21 protein-coding genes and 1 tRNA gene are annotated in these 20512 nt (G+C 59.8%); all 22 read left to right on the forward strand.

All coding sequences use genetic code 11. The features are described from left to right. The first annotated feature begins 51 nt into the window (after positions 1 to 51). A complete protein-coding gene (locus ACKTSJ_RS00480; protein ID WP_407896302.1) occupies positions 52 to 1062 on the forward strand; it encodes a PstS family phosphate ABC transporter substrate-binding protein in 1011 nt (336 codons plus the stop codon). A 149-nt stretch (positions 1063 to 1211) separates the two neighbouring features. Then, complete coding sequence (gene pstC, locus ACKTSJ_RS00485; RefSeq protein ID WP_407896304.1) at positions 1212 to 2129, forward strand: phosphate ABC transporter permease subunit PstC; 918 nt, start codon at positions 1212 to 1214, stop codon at positions 2127 to 2129. A 1-nt stretch (position 2130) separates the two neighbouring features. After that, positions 2131 to 3066, forward strand: coding sequence for a phosphate ABC transporter permease PstA (gene pstA, locus ACKTSJ_RS00490; RefSeq protein ID WP_407896306.1), 936 nt, complete (start codon positions 2131 to 2133; stop codon positions 3064 to 3066). A gap of 12 nt (positions 3067 to 3078) precedes the next feature. After that, positions 3079 to 3873 (forward strand): phosphate ABC transporter ATP-binding protein PstB, encoded by a 795-nt coding sequence (gene pstB, locus ACKTSJ_RS00495; protein WP_407896308.1) that lies wholly within the window; start codon positions 3079 to 3081, stop codon positions 3871 to 3873. Between the two features lie 147 nt (positions 3874 to 4020). After that, complete coding sequence (gene tpiA, locus ACKTSJ_RS00500) at positions 4021 to 4776, forward strand: triose-phosphate isomerase (RefSeq protein WP_407896310.1); 756 nt, start codon at positions 4021 to 4023, stop codon at positions 4774 to 4776. Positions 4777 to 4794: 18 nt separating this feature from the next. Continuing rightward, entirely contained in the window at positions 4795 to 5133 is a 339-nt protein-coding gene (gene secG, locus ACKTSJ_RS00505) for a preprotein translocase subunit SecG (RefSeq protein ID WP_407896311.1), read from the forward strand. A gap of 11 nt (positions 5134 to 5144) precedes the next feature. Next, a tRNA-Leu gene (locus tag ACKTSJ_RS00510) sits at positions 5145 to 5231 on the forward strand. Positions 5232 to 5329: 98 nt separating this feature from the next. After that, entirely contained in the window at positions 5330 to 5686 is a 357-nt protein-coding gene (locus ACKTSJ_RS00515) for an NADH-quinone oxidoreductase subunit A (protein WP_407896313.1), read from the forward strand. A gap of 198 nt (positions 5687 to 5884) precedes the next feature. Further along, positions 5885 to 6364, forward strand: a complete 480-nt coding sequence (locus tag ACKTSJ_RS00520; protein WP_407896315.1) for a NuoB/complex I 20 kDa subunit family protein — start codon at positions 5885 to 5887, stop codon at positions 6362 to 6364. Positions 6365 to 6371: 7 nt separating this feature from the next. Then, positions 6372 to 7001, forward strand: a complete 630-nt coding sequence (locus ACKTSJ_RS00525; RefSeq protein ID WP_407896317.1) for an NADH-quinone oxidoreductase subunit C — start codon at positions 6372 to 6374, stop codon at positions 6999 to 7001. A gap of 146 nt (positions 7002 to 7147) precedes the next feature. Further along, a complete protein-coding gene (locus ACKTSJ_RS00530) occupies positions 7148 to 8401 on the forward strand; it encodes an NADH-quinone oxidoreductase subunit D (RefSeq protein WP_407896319.1) in 1254 nt (417 codons plus the stop codon). Beyond that, on the forward strand, positions 8401 to 8880 hold the full coding sequence (gene nuoE, locus ACKTSJ_RS00535; protein ID WP_407896320.1) for an NADH-quinone oxidoreductase subunit NuoE: 480 nt from the start codon (positions 8401 to 8403) through the stop codon (positions 8878 to 8880). Before ACKTSJ_RS00530 ends, nuoE begins: the two co-directional genes overlap by 1 nt. After that, on the forward strand, positions 8877 to 10148 hold the full coding sequence (gene nuoF / locus ACKTSJ_RS00540; protein WP_407896322.1) for an NADH-quinone oxidoreductase subunit NuoF: 1272 nt from the start codon (positions 8877 to 8879) through the stop codon (positions 10146 to 10148). The genes nuoE and nuoF overlap by 4 nt, the downstream gene beginning before the upstream one ends. A gap of 16 nt (positions 10149 to 10164) precedes the next feature. Beyond that, positions 10165 to 12444, forward strand: coding sequence for an NADH-quinone oxidoreductase subunit NuoG (nuoG, locus tag ACKTSJ_RS00545; RefSeq protein WP_407896324.1), 2280 nt, complete (start codon positions 10165 to 10167; stop codon positions 12442 to 12444). Continuing rightward, on the forward strand, positions 12441 to 13493 hold the full coding sequence (nuoH, locus tag ACKTSJ_RS00550; RefSeq protein WP_407896326.1) for an NADH-quinone oxidoreductase subunit NuoH: 1053 nt from the start codon (positions 12441 to 12443) through the stop codon (positions 13491 to 13493). The genes nuoG and nuoH overlap by 4 nt, the downstream gene beginning before the upstream one ends. Before the next feature lie 16 nt (positions 13494 to 13509). After that, on the forward strand, positions 13510 to 13998 hold the full coding sequence (gene nuoI / locus ACKTSJ_RS00555; protein WP_407896328.1) for an NADH-quinone oxidoreductase subunit NuoI: 489 nt from the start codon (positions 13510 to 13512) through the stop codon (positions 13996 to 13998). 14 nt (positions 13999 to 14012) lie between these two features. Then, a complete protein-coding gene (locus ACKTSJ_RS00560; RefSeq protein ID WP_407896330.1) occupies positions 14013 to 14642 on the forward strand; it encodes an NADH-quinone oxidoreductase subunit J in 630 nt (209 codons plus the stop codon). 16 nt (positions 14643 to 14658) lie between these two features. Next, positions 14659 to 14970 (forward strand): NADH-quinone oxidoreductase subunit NuoK, encoded by a 312-nt coding sequence (nuoK, locus tag ACKTSJ_RS00565; protein WP_407896332.1) that lies wholly within the window; start codon positions 14659 to 14661, stop codon positions 14968 to 14970. A gap of 5 nt (positions 14971 to 14975) precedes the next feature. Further along, complete coding sequence (gene nuoL, locus ACKTSJ_RS00570) at positions 14976 to 16976, forward strand: NADH-quinone oxidoreductase subunit L (RefSeq protein WP_407896334.1); 2001 nt, start codon at positions 14976 to 14978, stop codon at positions 16974 to 16976. 72 nt (positions 16977 to 17048) lie between these two features. Then, on the forward strand, positions 17049 to 18530 hold the full coding sequence (locus tag ACKTSJ_RS00575; protein ID WP_407896336.1) for an NADH-quinone oxidoreductase subunit M: 1482 nt from the start codon (positions 17049 to 17051) through the stop codon (positions 18528 to 18530). 9 nt (positions 18531 to 18539) lie between these two features. Next, positions 18540 to 19991, forward strand: coding sequence for an NADH-quinone oxidoreductase subunit NuoN (nuoN, locus tag ACKTSJ_RS00580; protein WP_407896338.1), 1452 nt, complete (start codon positions 18540 to 18542; stop codon positions 19989 to 19991). Positions 19992 to 20090: 99 nt separating this feature from the next. Then, positions 20091 to 20507 (forward strand): NfeD family protein, encoded by a 417-nt coding sequence (locus ACKTSJ_RS00585; RefSeq protein ID WP_407896340.1) that lies wholly within the window; start codon positions 20091 to 20093, stop codon positions 20505 to 20507. Positions 20508 to 20512 lie beyond the last annotated feature (5 nt).

Genomic DNA, 20512 nt, shown 5'->3' on the forward strand with positions numbered 1-20512 from the left:
CAGAGCGTGTGATGAGCGAACACATTTTACTAACCCTTCGTTGAGGAAAATATGACTGATTTAAAATTGAAGACTCTGGCGGTTGCCGTCCTGATGGGCGGCGCTTTGGCGGCCTCTCTGTCGGCGCACGCGGCAACACCACTGGTGGCTGTGGACGGTTCCAGCACGGTGTTTCCGATCACTGAGGCGGTGGCCGAGGATTTCCAGAAAGCCAAAAAGAACAAGGTGCATGTGACGGTCGGCGTTTCCGGCACGGGGGGCGGATTCAAGAAGTTCTGCCGTGGCGATACCGACATCTCCGATGCCTCGCGTCCCATCCTGCGCAAGGAAATGGACCTGTGCAAGGAGAACGGCATCACCTACATCGAATTGCCGGTTGCCTTCGACGCGATGACGGTCGTCATCAATCCCAAAAACACCTGGGCAGAGAAGATGACGGTGGCCGAGCTGAAAATGATGTGGGAACCGGCTGCGCAGGGCAAGATCACGCGCTGGAACCAGATCAATCCGGCCTGGCCTGATGCGCCGTTGAAGCTGTTTGGTCCGGGTGCCGATTCCGGCACTTTCGATTACTTCACCGAAGCGATTGTGGGCAAATCCAAGTCCAGCCGCGGCGACTTTACCGCTTCCGAGGATGACAACGTCCTGGTGCAGGGTGTTTCGCGTGACGAGAATGCGCTGGGCTACTTTGGCTATGCATACTATGCGGAAAACAAGAAGAAGATGAAGGCGGTCGCCATCATTGAAAAAGACGGCAAGCCTGCGGTGTTGCCTTCTGTTGAAACCGTAATGAAAGGTACCTATCAGCCGTTGGCACGCCCGCTCTTCATTTACGTCAATGCGAAAGCTGCAGACAAGCCGGAAGTGGGAGAATTTGTGGAGTTCTACCTGAATAAGGCGGCCACCCTGACCAAGGAAGTGGGTTATGTACCGCTGGCTAAAGAGGATTACAAGCTGGCGCTGAAAAACCTGAAAAGTCGCAAGACCGGCACCGGTTTTGGAGGCGAAGCCGAGGTGGGGGTGGAAATGAAAGATCTGCTGACTCGCGAAGGCAAACAATAATCCGCGTTTTGCTGGATTGACGATGGCGGGGTCAGAACGGCCCCGCCATTTTTCATGGGATATTCCCGGAACGCGCATTCGTTTGTAACAATCAACCTGTTAGAATGCCGACCTCGAATGAATTGCGGTGAGGGAAGCTGAGGCCAGATATGGAAAGAACATCAACAAGTACCCGATTTGCGCGCAATCCCTGGGTGCATCGGCGGGAAAAGCTGGTCGAGGCTGTCATGTTCCTGGCCGCTTTCTCGGCGGTGGCCATCACCGTTTCCATCGTGGCCATCCTGTTGTACGAATCGATGGTTTTCTTTGAGCATGTCTCGTTGCTCGAATTCCTGACCAATACGCAATGGTCGCCGCTGTTCGAGAATCCGCAATACGGGGTCTTGCCGCTGGTGATGGGCACCCTGGTCACCTCGACGGTAGCCCTCTTGGTGGCGATTCCCATCGGCAGCATCATCGCCATCTATCTGTCCGAATTCGCGCCGCACAAGGTGCGCGAGGTGGTCAAGCCCTTCCTTGAACTGCTTGCCAGCGTGCCGACCGTGGTGTTCGGCTATTTCGCCCTGCTGGTGGTTACCCCGCTGTTGCAAACCGTCATGCCGGAATTGCCGGGCTTCAACATGCTGGGACCGGGTATCGTGATCGGCATCATGATCATTCCCTACGTCTCGTCCCTGTCCGAAGATGCAATGAAGGCCGTGCCGATGGCGATGCGCGAAGGCTCCTACGCAATGGGTGCGACCCGTTTCCAAACCGCGCTGCGGGTGATCACGCCGGCTGCCATCTCGGGCATCATTTCGGCCTACATTCTGGGCATGTCGCGTGCGATCGGCGAAACCATGGTGGTGGCGATCGCCGCGGGCCAGCAGCCCAATTTTACCTTCGACCCGACCGAGGCTGCGGCGACCATCACGGCCTATATCGTGCAGGTTGCCCTGGGGGATTTGCCGCACGGTTCGATCGGCTATCAAAGCATCTTCGCCGTCGGTCTGGTGCTGTTCCTGATGACGCTGGTCTTCAACATTCTGGGCCAAATCGTGCGTCAACGTTTCCGTGAGGTCTATTGAAATGGGCGAACAAAAAGACACGAAACAGCTGCGCGCGCTGATCCGCCGGCTGAAGTTCAATGACTATATGTTTTCCCTGATCGGTCTGGTTTGCATGATGGTGGGCGTGGTCACCCTGCTCGGTCTGTTCACCAATTTGCTGCTCGACGGGCTGGAGCGTCTCAATTATGACTTCTTCACTTCGTTTCCCTCGCGGCGTGCGGCGCAGGCCGGCATCCTGTCGGCTTGGGTCGGTTCGGTGCTGGTGTTGCTGGTGACCGCCGTGGTGGCAGTGCCGATGGGGGTGGCGGCTGCGGTGTATCTCGAGGAGTACGCGCCGAAAAATCTGCTGACCTCCATCATCGAAATCAACGTCAGCAATCTGGCCGGTGTGCCTTCGATCATTTACGGCCTGCTGGCGCTGGGCCTGTTTGTTTATCAGCTGGATCTGGGGCAAAGTATCCTGACCGCCGGGCTGACCTTGGCGTTGCTGATTTTGCCCATCGTCATCGTGGCGACGCGCGAATCGCTGCGCACCATCCCGCGCGAGATTCGCGAGGCGGCCTATGCGCTGGGGACCACCCGCTGGCAGATGATACGCGACCATGTGCTACCCTATTCGCGCGGCGGCATCCTGACCGGGGTGATCATCGGCATGTCGCGCGCCATCGGCGAAACGGCGCCCATCATCACGATCGGCGCGCTGACGTTCATCGCCTTCCTGCCGCCGGTACCCTTCACCGGTGAAGCGGGAGAGCCGGTCGCCGGCCTGTTCGATTGGCTGTTCTCGCCCTTCACGGTATTGCCGATCCAGATGTTCAACTGGGTGTCGCGGCCGGAGGAGGCCTTCCTGGTCAATGCGGCGGCGACCGGTGTGGTGATCATCACCATGACCCTGGCCATGAATGCGCTGGCGATTTATCTGCGTTATAAGATTCGTAAAAACATCAAATGGTAGGAGCGGGAATCAATGATAACGACTGCTGAAAAGAGCCCGTCTGCGGTAGCCCTTAAAGCCGAAGTCAGGAATTTTAATTTCTACTACGGCAAGGTGCAGGCCCTGAAGAACATCAACATGCCGATCGCCGAAAAACAGGTGACGGCGCTGATCGGTCCTTCCGGTTGCGGCAAATCGACTTTCTTGCGCAGCTTCAACCGCATGCACGATCTGTATCCCGGCAACCGCTACGAGGGCGAGATCATTCTGCATCCGGATGACATCAACATCGTCTCGCGCCAGGTCGATCCGCTGGAGGTGCGGATGCGCATCAGCATGGTATTCCAGAAGCCGAACCCGTTTCCCAAGTCGATCTACGAGAATGTTGCCTACGGCTTGCGCGTGCGCGGGGTGAGAAATCGCTACGATCTGGACGCCAAAGTGGAAGAAGCTCTGCGCGGTGCCGCGCTGTGGAATGAAGTCAAGGATCGGTTGAAAGGCTTGGCGTTCAATCTTTCGGGCGGCCAGCAGCAGCGCTTGTGCATCGCCCGTGCGCTGGCCATCGATCCGGAACTGGTGCTGTTCGATGAACCGACTTCGGCGCTCGATCCGATTGCCACCAGCAGCATCGAGGAACTGGTGACCGAATTGAAGGAGAAGGTGGCGATCCTGATCGTGACCCACAACATGCAGCAGGCGGCGCGGGTATCCGATTACACGGCCTACATGTATTTGGGCAACCTGATCGAGTTCGGGGATACGAACAATGTGTTCACCAACCCGAAACGCAAGGAGACGGAAGACTACATCACGGGCCGCTTCGGCTAGGTTCTTCGTGGTGTTTTGCTGACCTTGTGCAGGCGGCTATCACGCAAACGGAAGTAATTCAATCCGCCTATAGGCATTACATCGATTGACCCTGCGGCCATTCATCGGTAACATCCGGCAACTCGAATCGTCGAAAGAAAAAGTGTCATGCGACGCAAGCTGGTAGTCGGAAACTGGAAGATGCACGGCAATCTCGCCCGCAACAAGGCGTTGCTGGGAGCTGTGCTGGCGGGAGTCAAGGAGTTGCGTGCCGCCGACTACGGCGTGTGCGTGCCTTATCCCTATCTGGCGCAGGCCCAGTCGATGTTGCAGGGAAGCAATATCGCATGGGGCGCGCAGAATTTGAGCCAGCACGAGCAGGGCGCGTTCACCGGCGCGGTGGCCCCGGGCATGCTGGCCGACTTCGGGTGCCGCTATGTCATCATCGGCCACAGCGAGCGGCGCGCGCTGTTTCATGAGAGCAACGATATCGCGGCCGCCAAGTTCGACGCGGCGATCAAGTTCGGCATGACGCCGATTTTCTGCGTGGGCGAGACCCTGCAGGAGCGCGAAGACGGGGTGACCGAGCAAGTGGTGGCGCGTCAATTGGAAGTGGTGCTCAATCACGCCGGCGCGCAATCGGTGGCAAAGACCGTGATTGCGTACGAGCCGGTGTGGGCGATCGGCACCGGCAAGACCGCGACCCCTGAACAGGCGCAGGCGGTGCACGCTTTCATTCGCAGCCGGGTGGCGCAACTGGACGGCAAAGTGGCCGGGGGATTGCGGATCCTCTACGGGGGCAGCATGAAACCGGGAAATGCAGCAGAGTTGATGGCGATGCCAGACATCGATGGCGGGCTGATCGGCGGTGCGTCGCTGGTGGCGGAAGAGTTTGTGGCGATCTGTCGCGCCGCGCAACAATAACTAGCGTTGGAGTCAAGTGTGGAAACATTGGTCTGGGTGGTGCATGTGGTGACGGCAGTCATTCTGGTTGGTCTGGTTCTGGTACAGCGCGGCAAGGGGGCCGACATGGGTGCGGCGTTTGGTTCCGGGTCGGCGGGCAGCCTTTTCGGCTCCAGCGGCTCGGCTAATTTCTTGAGCCGGAGCACTGCGGTTGCGGCCACTGTCTTTTTTATTACCAGTCTCACTTTGACCTATTTGTATGCGCAACCAGCGCAAGTGTCCGGGGTGATGGACAGGGTTGATGTGAATACGCTGCAAAAGAATGTGCCTGCCGCTGTTGATGCGCCTGATTCGAAGGTCAATCAAATACCCAAATAAATAGGTTACATGCGGAGTTGGCGGAATTGGTAGACGCGCAGCCTTGAGGTGGCTGTGTCCGAAAGGACGTGTGGGTTCGAGTCCCATGCCCCGCACCAGATAACACAAAAACAAGAACCTTGGCAAAAGGTCGGAAAAACAGAAGCATCGCTTGGTAAGCCGCTATATCGCGGACTGATGGAGGGGGAGCATAAGCATGTTGGAAAATTATTTTCCGGTACTGTTGTTCATCTGCATTGCTTTGGCGATCGGTATTGCGCCTCTGGTTCTGGGCCGGTTGCTTGGCCCGAATCGTCCTGACGAAAAAAAATTGTCTCCCTACGAGTGCGGCTTCGAGGCCTTCGAAGACGCGCGCATGAAATTTGACGTGCGTTTCTATCTGGTCGCCATCCTGTTCATCCTGTTCGATCTCGAGATCGCTTTCCTGTTTCCCTGGGCCATCGTGCTCAAGGAAATCGGCACCTTCGGTTTTGTCTCCATGATGGTCTTCCTCGCCATCTTGGTGGTTGGCTTCATCTACGAATGGATGAAGGGAGCGCTGGAGTGGGAGTAGCAGCACGAGCAGGGAGCAGGGGCCCCGCGCAGCGGGGATGTGACCGTCCGCGAGTGCTGCCAGACGCCGACACGGTGAATTGGGTGGAACGGAATTTTGCCGAGGCGGCAGCACGAGCAGGGAGCAGGGGCCCCGCGCAGCGGGGATGTGACCGTCCGCGAGTCGTGTTCCAGTGCGCGGAGAAGAAAGGGATGGGTTATGGGCATTGAAGGTATTCTGGAGAAGGGCGTCGTCACGACGACTGCCGACACCATCATCAACTATGCGCGCACCGGTTCGCTGTGGCCGATGACCTTTGGTCTGGCTTGCTGTGCCGTGGAAATGATGCATGCGGCACTCGCGCGTTACGATCTTGACCGATTTGGCGCCGGCGCTTTCCGCCCCAGTCCGCGCCAGTCCGATGTGATGATCGTGGCCGGCACGCTGTGCAACAAGATGGCCCCGGCCTTGCGCAAGGTGTATGACCAGATGGCCGAGCCGCGCTGGGTGATCTCCATGGGGTCGTGCGCCAATGGCGGCGGCTACTACCATTATTCCTACTCTGTGGTACGCGGCTGCGACCGCATTGTGCCGGTGGACATCTACGTTCCGGGTTGTCCACCGACGGCAGAAGCGCTGTTGTACGGCGTGATCCAGTTGCAGAACAAGATCAAGCGCACCAACACCATTGCGCGATAGGCAAATCATGGCGACCGATCTCGATATTCTGAAATCCAATCTGGCCGAGGCATTCGGCTCCGGTATTGTCGGTCTTGAGCAGCGGTTGGGCGAGCTGACCCTAGTCGTCAAGGCGGGCGACATGATCAGTGTGTTTACCCGGCTGCGCGACGACGCCGCCTTCCGCTTCGAGGAATTGATCGATGTGTGCGGCATTGATTACTCCGCCTATGGCAGCGAAACGAGCGAGGACGGGCGCTATGTGGCGGATAGCGTGCACCCCGGTCCGCGCTTTGCAGCGGTCTATCATCTGCTTTCCATTGCCCATAACATGCGCCTCCGTGTGCGCGTGTTCGCCGAGGACGATGCCCAGCCCATCCTGTCGTCGGCGATACAGGTCTGGCCGGCCGCGAACTGGTTCGAGCGAGAAGCGTTCGATCTGTTCGGCATCATTTTTACCGGCCATCCGGATCTGCGCCGCCTTCTGACCGACTACGGATTTGTCGGGAACCCGTTCCGCAAGGACTTCCCCTTGTCCGGCACGGTGGAGATGCGCTACGACGCCGCACAGCAGCGCGTGATCTACGAGCCGGTTTCGATTGACCCGCGCGAGGTGACGCCCCGCTCACTGCGCGAAGAAAACTATGCGCGCAATTGAGGGGGTGAGACTATGGCTGAAATAAAAAATTACACCCTGAATTTTAGCGCCGGCCGCCCTGCGGGCTTAACGTGCGTACGCACGTTAGCCTTCACTGAAATTCAGGGTGGGCGCACGTTGAATCAGGTGTTGAGATAGGCGGAGTTATGGCTGAAATAAAAAATTACACCATGAATTTTGGGCCGCAGCATCCGGCGGCGCACGGCGTGCTGCGCCTGGTGCTGGAGCTGGACGGCGAAGTCATCGAGCGGGCCGACCCGCACATCGGCCTGTTGCACCGCGCCACGGAGAAACTGGCCGAGCACAAGACTTTCCTGCAATCCGTGCCCTACATGGATCGCCTCGATTACGTCTCGATGATGGTGAACGAGCACGCCTACGTGATGGCGATCGAGAAGTTGTCCGGCATCGAGGTGCCGTTGCGCGCGCAATACATCCGCGTGATGTTCGACGAGATCACGCGCCTCCTGAATCATCTGCTGTGGCTGGGGGCATCCGGCATCGACCTCGGTGCGATGACCATGTTTTTCTACACCTTCCGCGAGCGCGAGGATCTGTTCGACGCTTACGAGGCGGTATCCGGCGCGCGCATGCATGCCGCCTACTATCGTCCGGGCGGGGTGTATCGCGACCTGCCGGACAGCATGCCGCAATACCGCGCGAGCAAGATTCACAACGAGGCGGCGATCAAAAAGATGAATGCAGACCGCCAGGGTTCGCTGCTGGATTTTCTTGAAGCCTTTACGCAGCGCTTCCCCGGTTACGTGGATGAGTATGAAACCCTGCTGACCGACAACCGCATCTGGAAACAGCGCACGGTCGGGATCGGCGTGGTCAGTCCGGAACGGGCCATGGCCATGGGCTTCACCGGGCCGATGCTGCGCGGATCGGGGGTGGCGTGGGATCTGCGCAAGAAGCAGCCGTATGAAGTCTATGATCGCCTGGATTTCGATATTCCGGTGGGCGTCGAGGGCGACTGCTACGACCGCTATCTGGTGCGCATGGAAGAGATGCGCCAATCCAACCGTATCATCAAGCAGTGCATCACCTGGCTGCGCCAGAATCCGGGCCCCGTGATTGCCGGCGACTCCAAGTTCGTGCCGCCCAAACGCGAGGCGATGAAGCAGAACATGGAAGAGCTGATTCATCACTTCAAGCTGTTCACCGAGGGTTTCCATGTGCCCGCCGGCGAGGTGTATTCCGCCGTCGAACACCCCAAGGGCGAATTTGGCATCTATCTGGTGTCGGACGGGGCGAACAAACCCTATCGCATGAAGATTCGCGCGCCCGGTTTTGCGCACCTCGCCGGACTGGACGAGATGGCGCGCGGACACATGATTGCCGACGTGGTGGCGATCATCGGCACACAGGACATTGTTTTCGGGGAGATAGACCGCTAATGTTGTCATCCACTGTAACCGCGGCGATAGACCGCGAGTTGAAAAAATATCCCGCCGACCAGCGGCAGTCGGCCGTCATGGCGGCCCTGCGCTTCGTGCAGGACGAAAAGGGCTGGATCGCCAGCGCGGACATGGCGGATGTTGCCGCCTATCTCGGCATGCCGCAGATGGCCGTGTACGAGGTGGCGACCTTCTACCACATGTACAACCTGAAGCCGATGGGCAGGCATACCCTGACCGTGTGCACCAACCTGTCGTGCACCCTGTGCGGCGCGCTGGATACGGTGGGCTATCTTGAGCAGAAGCTCGGCATCAAACTGGGCGAAGTGACCCCCGACGGCAAGTATGGCCTGCGCGAAGGCGAGTGCATGGGGGCCTGCGTGGACGCGCCGTTGCTGACGGTCAGCAACAAAAAACTGTGCGGCCGCCTGACGCCTGAAAAAATCGACCAGATTCTGGCAGAACTGGATAAGCAATGAGCGCCTCGGTTATCTACAACACGCTGCAATTCGACCAGCCATGGACGCTGGAAAACTACCTCAAAGTCGGCGGCTACCAGGCCTTGCGCAAGGTGCTCTCGGAAAAGATCGCGCCCGAGGCCGTCATCAACGAAGTCAAAACCTCCAACCTGCGCGGGCGCGGCGGCGCTGGATTTCCCACCGGTCTGAAATGGACGTTCATGCCAAAGAACTACGCCGGCGAGAAATATCTGGTGTGCAATTCCGACGAGGGCGAACCCGGCACCTGCAAGGACTGGGACATTCTGCGCTACAACCCGCATGCGCTGATCGAGGGCATGGCCATCGCCGCATATGCGACGGGAGTGAAGACCGGCTACAACTACATCCACGGCGAAATCTTCGAAGCCTACGAGCGCATGGAAGCGGCCTGCGATGAGGCGCGCCGGGCGGGTTATCTGGGCGCCAATATCCTCGGCCTCGGTTTCGATTTCGACCTGCATAATCATCTCGGCTACGGCGCTTACGTGTGCGGAGAAGAGACGGCGCTGCTGGAGTCGATCGAAGGCAAGAAGGGGCAGCCGCGTTACAAGCCGCCGTTTCCGGCCAACTTCGGCTTGTACGGCAAGCCGACCACCATCAACAACACCGAGACATTCGCCAGCGTGCCCTACATCATCCGCGAGGGCGGAAAGAAGTTTGCCGATCTCGGTGTGCCCAACAGCGGCGGCATCAAGCTGTTTTCCGTCTCGGGTCACGTCAACAAGCCGGGCAACTTCGAAGTGCCGATGGGCACGCCGTTCGCCAAACTGCTGGAGATGGCGGGAGGGGTGCGCAACGGCCACAAGCTGAAGGCGGTGATTCCCGGCGGATCGTCGATGCCGGTGCTGCCGGCCGAGATCATGATGAACGTGAACATGGACTACGACTCGCTACAAAAGGCCGGATCGTATCTGGGGTCGGGTGCCGTGATCGTGATGGACGACACCACCTGCATGGTGCGCGCACTGGAGCGTCTGTCCTATTTTTACCACGAGGAATCCTGCGGCCAGTGCACGCCGTGCCGCGAGGGCACCGGCTGGCTGTACCGCATCGTGCACCGCATCGAGCATGGCCAGGGCCGCCCGGAAGACCTGCAATTGCTGCTCGACCTGTGCGAAAACATCGCCGGGCGCACCATCTGTGCACTGGGGGACGCGGCGGCATGGCCGGTGCAGGGCATGCTCAAGCACTTCCGCAAGGAATTCGAATATCACATCGAGCACAAGCGCTGCCTGGTGCAAGACTGAACAGGATAGGTGAGCAATGATCAACATCGAAATTGACGGCAAGCGGATTCAAACCGAGAGCGGCGCGACCGTAATCGAGGCAGCGCATCAGGCCGGTATCCATATTCCGCATTTCTGTTATCACAAGAAGCTTTCCATCGCCGCCAACTGCCGCATGTGTCTGGTTGAGGTGGAAAAGGCCCCCAAACCTTTGCCCGCCTGCGCCACGCCGGTCGCGGAAGGGATGAAGGTGTTCACCCATTCCAAGCTCGCGGTGAAGGCGCAGAAAGGCGTGATGGAATTCCTGCTGATCAATCACCCGCTGGACTGCCCGATCTGCGACCAGGGCGGGGAGTGCCTGTTGCAGGACATCTCGGTCGGTTACGGCGGCGGGAATTCCCGCTATCACGAGGAAAAGCGCACCGTGCTGGCCAAGGACATCGGCCCGCTGGTGTCGGCGGAAGAGATGAGCCGCTGCATCAACTGCACGCGCTGCGTGCGTTTCGGCCAGGAGATTGCCGGCCAGATGGAGCTGGGGCAGGCGTTCCGTGGCGAACATGCCGAGATCATGTCGTTCGTGTCGGGCGCGGTCGAATCCGAGCTCTCCGGCAACATGATCGATCTGTGCCCGGTCGGCGCACTGACCAGCAAGCCGTTCCGCTACAAAGCGCGGGCATGGGAATTGTCGCGCCGCCGCTCGGTGAGCGCGCACGACAGCCTCGGTTCCAATCTGGCGGTGCAGACCCAGAACAATCAAGTATTGCGCGTATTGCCGATCGAAAACGAAGACATCAACGAATGCTGGCTGTCGGACAAGGATCGCTTTGCCTATACCGGATTGAATTCGGACGAGCGCCTGACCCGGCCGATGATCAAGCAGGATGGCAAGTGGCAGGAAGTGGCGTGGCCGGTCGCGCTGGATTATGCGGCGAACGGCTTGCTCCAGATCTCGCGCGGTGCGGGCGCGGAACACGTCGGCGCCCTGGCAACCGCCAACTCCACGCTGGAGGAGTTGCATCTGTTGCAGAAACTGATGCGCGGTCTCGGCAGCGAAAACGTGGACTTCCGTCTGCGCCAGAGCGATTTCTCCCTCGATGGAAAACGGCAGGGCGCGCCCTGGCTGGGAATGTCGGTGGGCGACATCGGCCAAGCCGACCGCCTGCTCATCGTCGGCAGTTTCCTGCGCAAGGATCATCCGTTGCTGGCCGCACGCATCCGCCAGGCCGTGAAACGCGGCGCACAGGTCAGCATTATTCACGCAGTCGATGATGATCTGTTGATGCGGGTGGCACACAAAGCCATAGTTGCACCGGATGCAATGGTTGATGCAATGGCGCAGGTGGCCAAGGATTTGTCGGAAAAACAGACGGGCGGCATCGCAGGCAGTCTGGCTGGCGGCGAACGCGTGGTCATTCTGCTCGGCAACTTTGCCCAGCAACATCCGCAGGCGGCGCAACTGCAAGCGCTGGCGCAGCAGATCGCGGCTGCCACCGCCGGCAAGTTCGGCTTCATCGGCGAGGCGGCGAATAGCGTGGGGGGATACCTCGCCCACGCCACGCCTGGCGCGAACGGATTGAACGCGCGCAGCATGCTGGCGCAACCGCGCAAGGCCTATGTTCTGCTCAACGTGGAAGCGGAGCTGGATTGCGCCGATCCGCAACAGGCACTGGCTGCACTGGGCGGTGCCGATACGGTGATAGTTCTTTCCGCCTACAAACACCGCGCGCTGGATTATGCGGATGTGTTGCTGCCGATCGCGCCGTTCACCGAAACATCCGGTACCTTCATCAGCAGCGAAGGCCGCGTGCAAACGTTCAAGGGCGCCGTCCGGCCGCTGGGCGAAGCACGCCCGGCGTGGAAAGTGTTGCGCGTGCTGGGCAATCTGCTCGAGCTCGACGGCTTTGATTTCGACTCCTCCGAGGCGGTGCGCGACCAGGTGCTGGCCGGTATTCAGATTAACAGTCTGGACAACGCCCTTGCCAACGTTGACGTGCAACCTCGGGCGCCGGCCGGCGGTTTGCAGCGCGTGGCGGAAGTGCCGATCTACGCAACCGATGCCGTGGTGCGGCGCGCCCCCCCGTTGCAGGCAACGGCGGACGCGGCACCGCCCAAGGCCTCGCTGCATCCGGAAGAATTGCACAAGCTCGGCATCGAACCCGGTGCCGACGTCAGGATCAGCCAGGGGGCGGGCAGCGTCACGCTGCGCGCGGCCGCTGACGCCAGGTTACCCAAGGGGGTGGTGCGCGTGGCTGCAGGCCATGCGGCGACTGCCGCACTGGGCGCGATGTTCGGAACGATCACGGTGGAGCGCGCATGATGGAACTGCTGCAAACCTTGCAAAGCGCAGGACAGGATTTACTCGGGGCAGCCTGGCTGCCGGTGTGGACGGCGATCAAGATCATGATTATCGTTGCGCCGATCATGGGCGGCGTGGCCTATCTGACGCTGGCCGAGCGCAAAATTCTTGGCTTCATGCAGATTCGGCCCGGCCCCAACCGCGTCGGATATTGGGGTTTGCTGCAACCCGTCGCGGACGGGATCAAGCTGCTGATGAAGGAAGTCATCATCCCGGCCAACTCCAACAAATTCCTGTTCCTCGCCGCCCCCGTGCTGGCGCTGGTGCCGGCGCTCTCGGCGTGGGCGGTGATCCCGTTCGATGACGGCCTGATCCTGGCGGACGTCAACGCGGGCATGCTCTACCTGCTGGCGATGACCTCGCTCGGGGTGTACGGCATCATCATCGCCGGTTGGGCCTCCAACTCGAAATACGCCTTCTTGGGTGCCCTGCGTTCGGCGGCCCAGATCGTGTCCTACGAACTGGCGATGGGATTTGCCCTGGTCTGTGTATTGCTGGCCGCGCAAAGCATGAATTTTGGCGATATCGTGCGCGGGCAGAGCAACGGTTACGGCCTGCTCGGCTGGTACTTCATCCCGCTGTTCCCGATGTTCGTCGTGTATTTCCTCGCCGGCGTGGCGGAAACCAACCGCGCGCCGTTCGACCTCGCCGAAGGCGAGTCGGAGATCGTGGCGGGCTTCCATGTCGAATACTCCGGCATGGGCTTTGCCCTGTTCTTCCTCGCCGAATACGCCAACATGATTCTGATTGCGGCGCTGACCTCGGTCATGTTTCTCGGGGGCTGGTTGCCGCCGCTCGATATCCAGCCGTTCAACCAGATTCCAGGACTGGTCTGGATGCTGGCCAAGATGTCCGCCATGCTGTTCATCTTCCTGTGGTTCCGTGCGACCTTCCCGCGCTATCGCTATGACCAGTTGATGCGTCTGGGCTGGAAGGTGTTCATCCCGCTGACCCTGGTCTGGGTGGTGGTGATCGCGGCATGGATGCAGACCCCGTACTGGCTGTGGTAAGGGGTGAGGAGAAAAAATGAAAAAACTGATCAATTTCTTCAAGAGTTTTTTGCTGCTCGAATTGCTCAAGGGCATGTCGGTCACCGGGCGGTATTTCTTCGCGCGCCACATCACCGTCCAGTATCCGGAGGAGAAGACCCCGCAGAGCTACCGCTTCCGCGGCCTGCATGCACAGCGGCGTTACCCCAACGGCGAGGAACGTTGCATCGCCTGCAAGTTGTGCGAGGCGGTTTGTCCCGCCCTCGCGATCAAGATTGAGGTGGCTGAACGCGCCGACGGTTCGCGCCGCACCACGCAATACGACATCGATCTGACCAAGTGCATCTTCTGCGGATTCTGCGAGGAATCCTGTCCGGTGGACGCCATCGTCGAGACGCGCATCTTTGAATATCACGGCGAGAACCGCGGCGACCTGTATTACACCAAGGACAAGTTGCTGGCGGTCGGCGACCAGTACGAGCAGCAGATCGCCCTGGATCGTGCCGCCGATGCCAAGTACCGGTAATTTGAGGAAGCCCCATGAATTTTGAAACCATTCTGTTCTACCTGTTCGCCGCCGTGGTCGTGTTCGCCGCGCTGCGGGTGATTACCGCGCGCAACCCGTTGCATGCGGTGCTGTTCCTGGTCCTCGCCTTCGTCAGCAGCGCCGGCATCTGGCTGCTGCTGGAAGCCGAATTCCTGGCCATCACCCTGGTGCTGGTGTATGTGGGTGCGGTCATGGTGCTGTTCCTGTTCGTGGTGATGATGCTGGACATCAACCTCGAACAACTGCGCAAAGGCTTCTGGCAGTGGCTGCCGGCGGGCGCCCTGTTGGCGACATTGATCGTGGTGCAGATGGTCTGGGTGCTGGGGGACAAGGCGAGTTCCGCCGGCATGACCGCCGTCAGGCACGCGGCGGATTACAGCAACACCAAGGAACTGGGACGGCTGATCTATACCGATTACGTCTATCCGTTCGAACTGGCGGCGGTGCTGCTGCTGGTGGCCATGGTGGCCGCGATCGCGCTGACCTTCCGCCGCCGCCGCGATTCGAAGTCGCAGCAAATCAGCAGGCAGGTCCAGGTCAAGCGCGCCGACCGGGTGCGGCTGGTTTCCATGCCGGCGGTGAAGCGGTCGGCGGACGACGCGTCCGCCCGCGCGCCCAAGTGAATACAAAGGGGAAGTCATGTTGAATCTGGGTCTTTCGCATTATCTTGTGCTGGGAGCGGTGCTGTTCGCCATCAGCGTGGTCGGCATCTTCCTCAACCGCAAGAACCTGATCGTGCTGCTGATGGCGATCGAACTGATGTTGCTGGCGGTGAACACCAACTTCGTCGCGTTCTCGCACTACCTGAACGACGCGGCCGGACAGATTTTCGTGTTCTTCATCCTGACGGTCGCGGCGGCGGAAGCCGCCATCGGGCTGGCGATTCTGGTGGTGTTGTTCCGCAACTTGCGCACCATCAATGTGGATGATCTGGATTCCCTGAAAGGTTGATGCAAATGGATATGAAAAGCCTGTATCTGCTCGTTCCGCTGGCGCCACTGGCGGGCGCAATCGCGGCCGGCCTGTTCGGCAAGTGGCTGGGGCGCACCGGGTCGCACCGCATCACGATCGCGCTGGTGGCGGTTTCCTTCCTCGCCTCGCTGGCGATCTTCAGCGATGTGTCGGCGGGCAATACCTTCAACGGCCCGATCTATACCTGGCTGACCTCCGGCGATACCAGCTTCCAGGTTGGTTTCATGATCGACAAGTTGAGCGTGACCATGATGCTGGTGGTCACCTTCGTCTCGCTCATGGTGCACATCTACACCATCGGCTATATGGCAGAAGACCCCGGCTACCAGCGCTTCTTCAGCTACATCTCGCTGTTCACCTTCTCCATGCTGATGCTGGTGATGGCCAACAACTTTCTGCAACTGTTCTTCGGCTGGGAGGCGGTGGGCCTGGTCTCCTACCTGCTGATCGGTTTCTGGTACACCCGTCCGACCGCGATCTACGCCAACCTCAAGGCCTTTTTGGTCAACCGTGTGGGCGACTTCGGTTTCGTGCTCGGCATCGCGCTGGTGCTGATGGTGTTCGGCACCCTGGATTACCAATCGGTGTTCAACAACGCGCAGAACTACGTGAACGACATCGCCCCCATCCCGGGCGTGACCTGGAATCTGCTCAGCGCCATCTGCATCCTGCTGTTCATCGGCGCGATGGCCAAGTCCGCGCAGTTCCCGCTGCATGTGTGGCTGCCCGATTCGATGGAAGGCCCGACCCCGATCTCCGCCCTGATCCACGCCGCGACCATGGTGACCGCCGGGATCTTCATGGTGGCGCGCATGTCGCCGCTGTTCGAGCTGTCCGACACCGCGCTGTCCTTCATCCTGGTCATCGGCGGCATCACCGCGCTGTTCATGGGTTTCCTCGGCATCATCCAGAACGACATCAAACGCGTCGTGGCTTATTCGACTTTGTCCCAACTCGGCTACATGACCGTGGCGCTCGGCGCCTCGATGTACACCGGCGCCATCTTCCACCTAATGACGCACGCCTTCTTCAAGGCGCTGCTGTTCCTCGCCGCGGGCTCCGTCATCATCGCCATGCACCACGACCAGGATATCCGCAACATGGGCGGCCTGAAGAAATACATGCCCATCACCTGGATCACCTCGCTGATCGGTTCGCTGGCGCTCATCGGAACACCGTTCTTTTCCGGCTTCTATTCCAAGGACAGCATCATCGAGGCGGTGCAGCTGAGCCAGATCCCGGGTGCCGGCTTTGCCTACTTTGCGGTGGTGGCCGGGGTGTTCGTGACCGCCCTCTATTCCTTCCGCATGTACTTCCTGGTCTTCCACGGCGAGGAACGTTTTGGCAAGGCGCAGCATGGCCACGACGCGCACGGCCAAGACGAACACCACGGCCTCGCGCCGGGGCAGAAGCCGCACGAGACTTCATGGGTCATCACCCTGCCGCTCATCCTGTTGGCGATTCCGTCGGTGGCGATCGGCTTTTTCACCATCGGCCCGATGTTGCACGGCGAGTATTTTGGCGACGCGCTGTTCATTTCCGACGACCATCCGGCGATGCACGAAATGTACGAGCACTTCGAGGGCCCGGTGGGCATGGTGCTGCATGCCCTGACTACGCTGCCGTTCTGGCTGGCCGTGGCCGGCGTATTCGTCGCCTGGTTCTGCTACATGAAGCGCACGGACATTCCGGCCAAAGTGCAGAAAATGTTTGCGCCGCTCTATATCTTGCTCGAACAGAAATACTATTTTGACCGTTTCAATGACTGGTTCTTCGCCGGCGGCGCGCGCGGTGCGAGCCGAATCCTGTGGAAATTCGGCGACGTGAAATTCATCGACGGATTCTTCGTCAACGGTGCGGCAAAAATGGTCGGCATGTTCTCCGGTGTGTTGCGCGGATTTCAGACCGGCTATGTCTATCACTACGCATTCTGGATGATCCTGGGTGTGTCGCTGTTGCTGACCGTGCGTACCTGGTTTGTATAGCGGCAGGCCGGGCGTTGGCCCGGCATGGTTAAGGTGCCGGGTCAACGCCCGGCCGATAAAGAAGGAAGAAGCATGATTTTCGGATACCCGTTGTTAAGCGTCGTCATCTGGCTGCCCATCGTATTCGGCGGGCTGGTGCTGATGACCGGAAATGACCGCAATGCAGCGCTTGCGCGCTGGGTTGCGCTGCTCGGCGCAGTGCTCGGCCTGCTGGTGGCGCTGCCGCTGTACACCGGCTTCGACCGCATGACCAGCGCCATGCAGTTCGTCGAGTTGAAGCCCTGGATCAGCATGTTCAACATCCACTATCACCTCGGCATGGACGGGATTTCCCTGTTGCTCATTCTGCTCAACTGTTTTTTCACCCTGGTTGTGGTGATTGCGGGCTGGCAGGTGATCGAGAAACGGGTGGCGCAATACATGGCCAGTTTCCTCATCATGTCCGGCCTGATCAACGGCGTGTTTGCCGCGCTGGACGCGGTGCTGTTCTACGTATTCTGGGAAGCCATGCTGATCCCGATGTTCATCATCATCGGCGTGTGGGGCGGACCCAACCGCGTGTATGCCGCGCTCAAGTTCTTCCTCTACACCCTGCTCGGTTCCCTGCTGATGCTGGTGGCCTTGCTGTACCTGTACTTCAAGTCGGGGAGTTTCAACCTCCTCGATTACTACCAGTTGCCGCTGACGATGAACGCGCAGATCCTGATCTTCATCGCCTTCTTCATGGCGTTCGCGGTCAAGGTGCCGATGTTCCCGGTGCACACCTGGTTGCCGGATGCGCACGTGGAAGCGCCCACCGGCGGCTCGGTCATTCTGGCCGCGATCATGCTGAAGGTTGGAGCCTACGGTTTCATCCGCTTTTCGATGCCGATCGCGCCGGATGCCAGCCATGAGCTGTCCGGTGTGATGATCGCGCTGTCGCTGATCGCCGTGGTGTATATCGGTCTGGTCGCGCTGACCCAGGCCGACATGAAAAAACTGGTGGCCTATTCTTCCATCTCGCACATGGGCTTTGTCACCCTCGGCCTGTTCATTTTCAATGCCTACGGCATGGAAGGCGCGATATTGCAGATGATCTCGCACGGATTTGTGGCGGGCGCACTGTTCCTCTGTATCGGCGTGCTGTATGACCGCGTGCATTCGCGCCAGATCGTGGATTACGGGGGTGTGGCCAATACCATGCCGGTGTTTGCCGCGTTCTTCATGCTGTTCGCCATGGCTAACAGCGGTCTGCCCGGCACCAGCGGTTTTGTGGGTGAATTCATGGTCATCCTGGGGGCGGTCAAGGTCAATTTCTGGTTTGCCTTCGCGGCGGCAACGACGATGGTGTTTGGTGCCGCCTACACCCTGTGGATGTACAAACGGGTGATCTTCGGCGCCGTCGCCAACGACCATGTCAAGCATCTGCGCGACATCGGCGGCCGCGAAAAACTGGTGATGCTGTCGCTGGCCGTGGCGGTGCTGCTGGTGGGCCTGTATCCCTTGCCGCTATCCGAGATATTGCATGCTTCGGTGAACGACCTGCTGGTGCATCTGGCGCGCTCCAAAATCTAAGAGGACGTTATGAGCTACATCGCAACCCTGTTACCCGCCTACGCCGAGATTTTTTTGCTGACCATGATCGGCGTGATTCTGATCGCCGACCAGTTCCTGCCCGGACAAACGCGCACCCTGACCTATCTGCTGACCCAGTTGACGCTGCTGGGTTGTTCGCTGATCACGGTGAGCAGCCATGTGGACGGGATTGCCTACCTGTTCAACGGCATGTTCGTGGATGACCTGATGTCCGATGTGCTCAAGCTACTGACCTATCTGGCGGTATCCATGATGCTGGTGTATTCGCGCAGCTACCTGATCGTGCGCGGGCTGTTCACCGCCGAGTTCCTCGGTCTGGCCCTGCTTGCCATGCTCGGCATGATGGTGATGATCTCGGCCAGCAACTTCGTCGTGCTGTACATCGGCCTCGAAGTGCAGGCGCTGAGCCTGTACGCCATGGTCGCCCTGCAACGCGATTCCGCCGTAGCCAGCGAATCGGCCATGAAATACTTCGTCCTCGGCGCGATGGCTTCCGGTTTCCTGCTGTACGGCATGTCGATGATCTACGGCGGCACCGGCTCGCTCGACGTGCAGACCATCGCCGCTACGATCCGGAACGGGGAAGCTAATACCCTGCTGCTCGTGTTCGGCCTGGCTTTCCTGGTGGCCGGACTGGCGTTCAAGCTGGGCGTGGCGCCGTTCCACATGTGGGTGCCGGATGTTTATCACGGCGCGCCGACCGCGATGACCTTGCTCATCGGCTCCGCTCCGAAACTGGCCGCCTTCGCCTTCGTCATGCGCATCCTGGTCGAATCGCTGCAACCGCTGCTGATCCACTGGTCCGGCATGCTGATGGTGCTCGCGGTGCTGTCGATGGCGGTCGGCAACATCACCGCCATCGCGCAGACCAACATCAAGCGCATGTTCGCCTACTCGACCATCGCCCACATGGGTTTTCTGCTGGTTGGCGTGTTGAGCGGCTCGCTCGACGGTTACGGCGGTGCCATGTTCTACGCCGTGGCATACGTGCTGATGACACTGGGCGGTTTCGGCATGGTCATGCTGCTTTCGCGCGAGGGCTTCGAGGCGGACAAGATCGACGACTTCAAGGGGCTCAACCAGCGCAGCCCATGGCTGGCCTTCATGATGCTGCTGCTGATGTTCTCGATGGCAGGGGTGCCGCCGACCATCGGCTTTTACGCCAAGTTCTCGGTCTTGAGCGCCGCCGTGCAGACCGGGCACATCACGCTGGTCGTGCTGGCGGTGCTGTTCTCGCTGATCGGGGCGTTCTACTATCTGCGCATCGTCAAGCTGATGTATTTCGATGCGCCGGAGAGCCACGAGAAACTCTATCTGCAACCCGACAGTGCGCTGCTGGTCTCGATCAACGGCCTGGCCGTGCTGCTGCTCGGGATTTTGCCAAACGCCCTGATGACCGTGTGCGCCGCCTCGGTGCAGCAGTCGCTGTTGTTGCATTAAGCGGGCAGGATACGGGGTGTCACTCCCGCTGCGGCGGGAGTTTTTATTTGCGCGACGGGCTGGCACAATGCCCGCTCCGACAACCGGAGGGAAGGCACGATGGAGGCATATTGGATCTGGTGGCTGGTCGCGCTTGCGCTGGTGATTGCCGAGATGTTCAGCGGCACGTTCTATCTGCTGGCGGTGGCATTGGGCTTGGTGGTGGCTGGGTTTTCCGCCTATTTCGGCACGCCCCCGAATGTACAGGGCGTCATCGCCGCCGTGCTTTGCACTGCCAGCGTGGGGTGGATATACGGCTGGAAGAAGCGCACCGCCCGACCGGATGAACGCACCAATCTGGCCAACGACATCGGGCAGGAAGTGAATGTGGTGCACTGGGCCGACGATCACAACCTGCGCGTCAGCTACCGCGGTGCGGAATGGCAGGCGCGCCTGGCGGAGCACGCGGTGGCCGACCGTGGCCGCCGGACCTGGCGCATCAAGGATATTGCCGGCAGTTGTCTGATTGTTGAATAAGGAGC

This window comes from Ferrigenium sp. UT5 (assembly GCF_045866295.1).
Classification (GTDB): domain Bacteria; phylum Pseudomonadota; class Gammaproteobacteria; order Burkholderiales; family Gallionellaceae; genus Sideroxyarcus.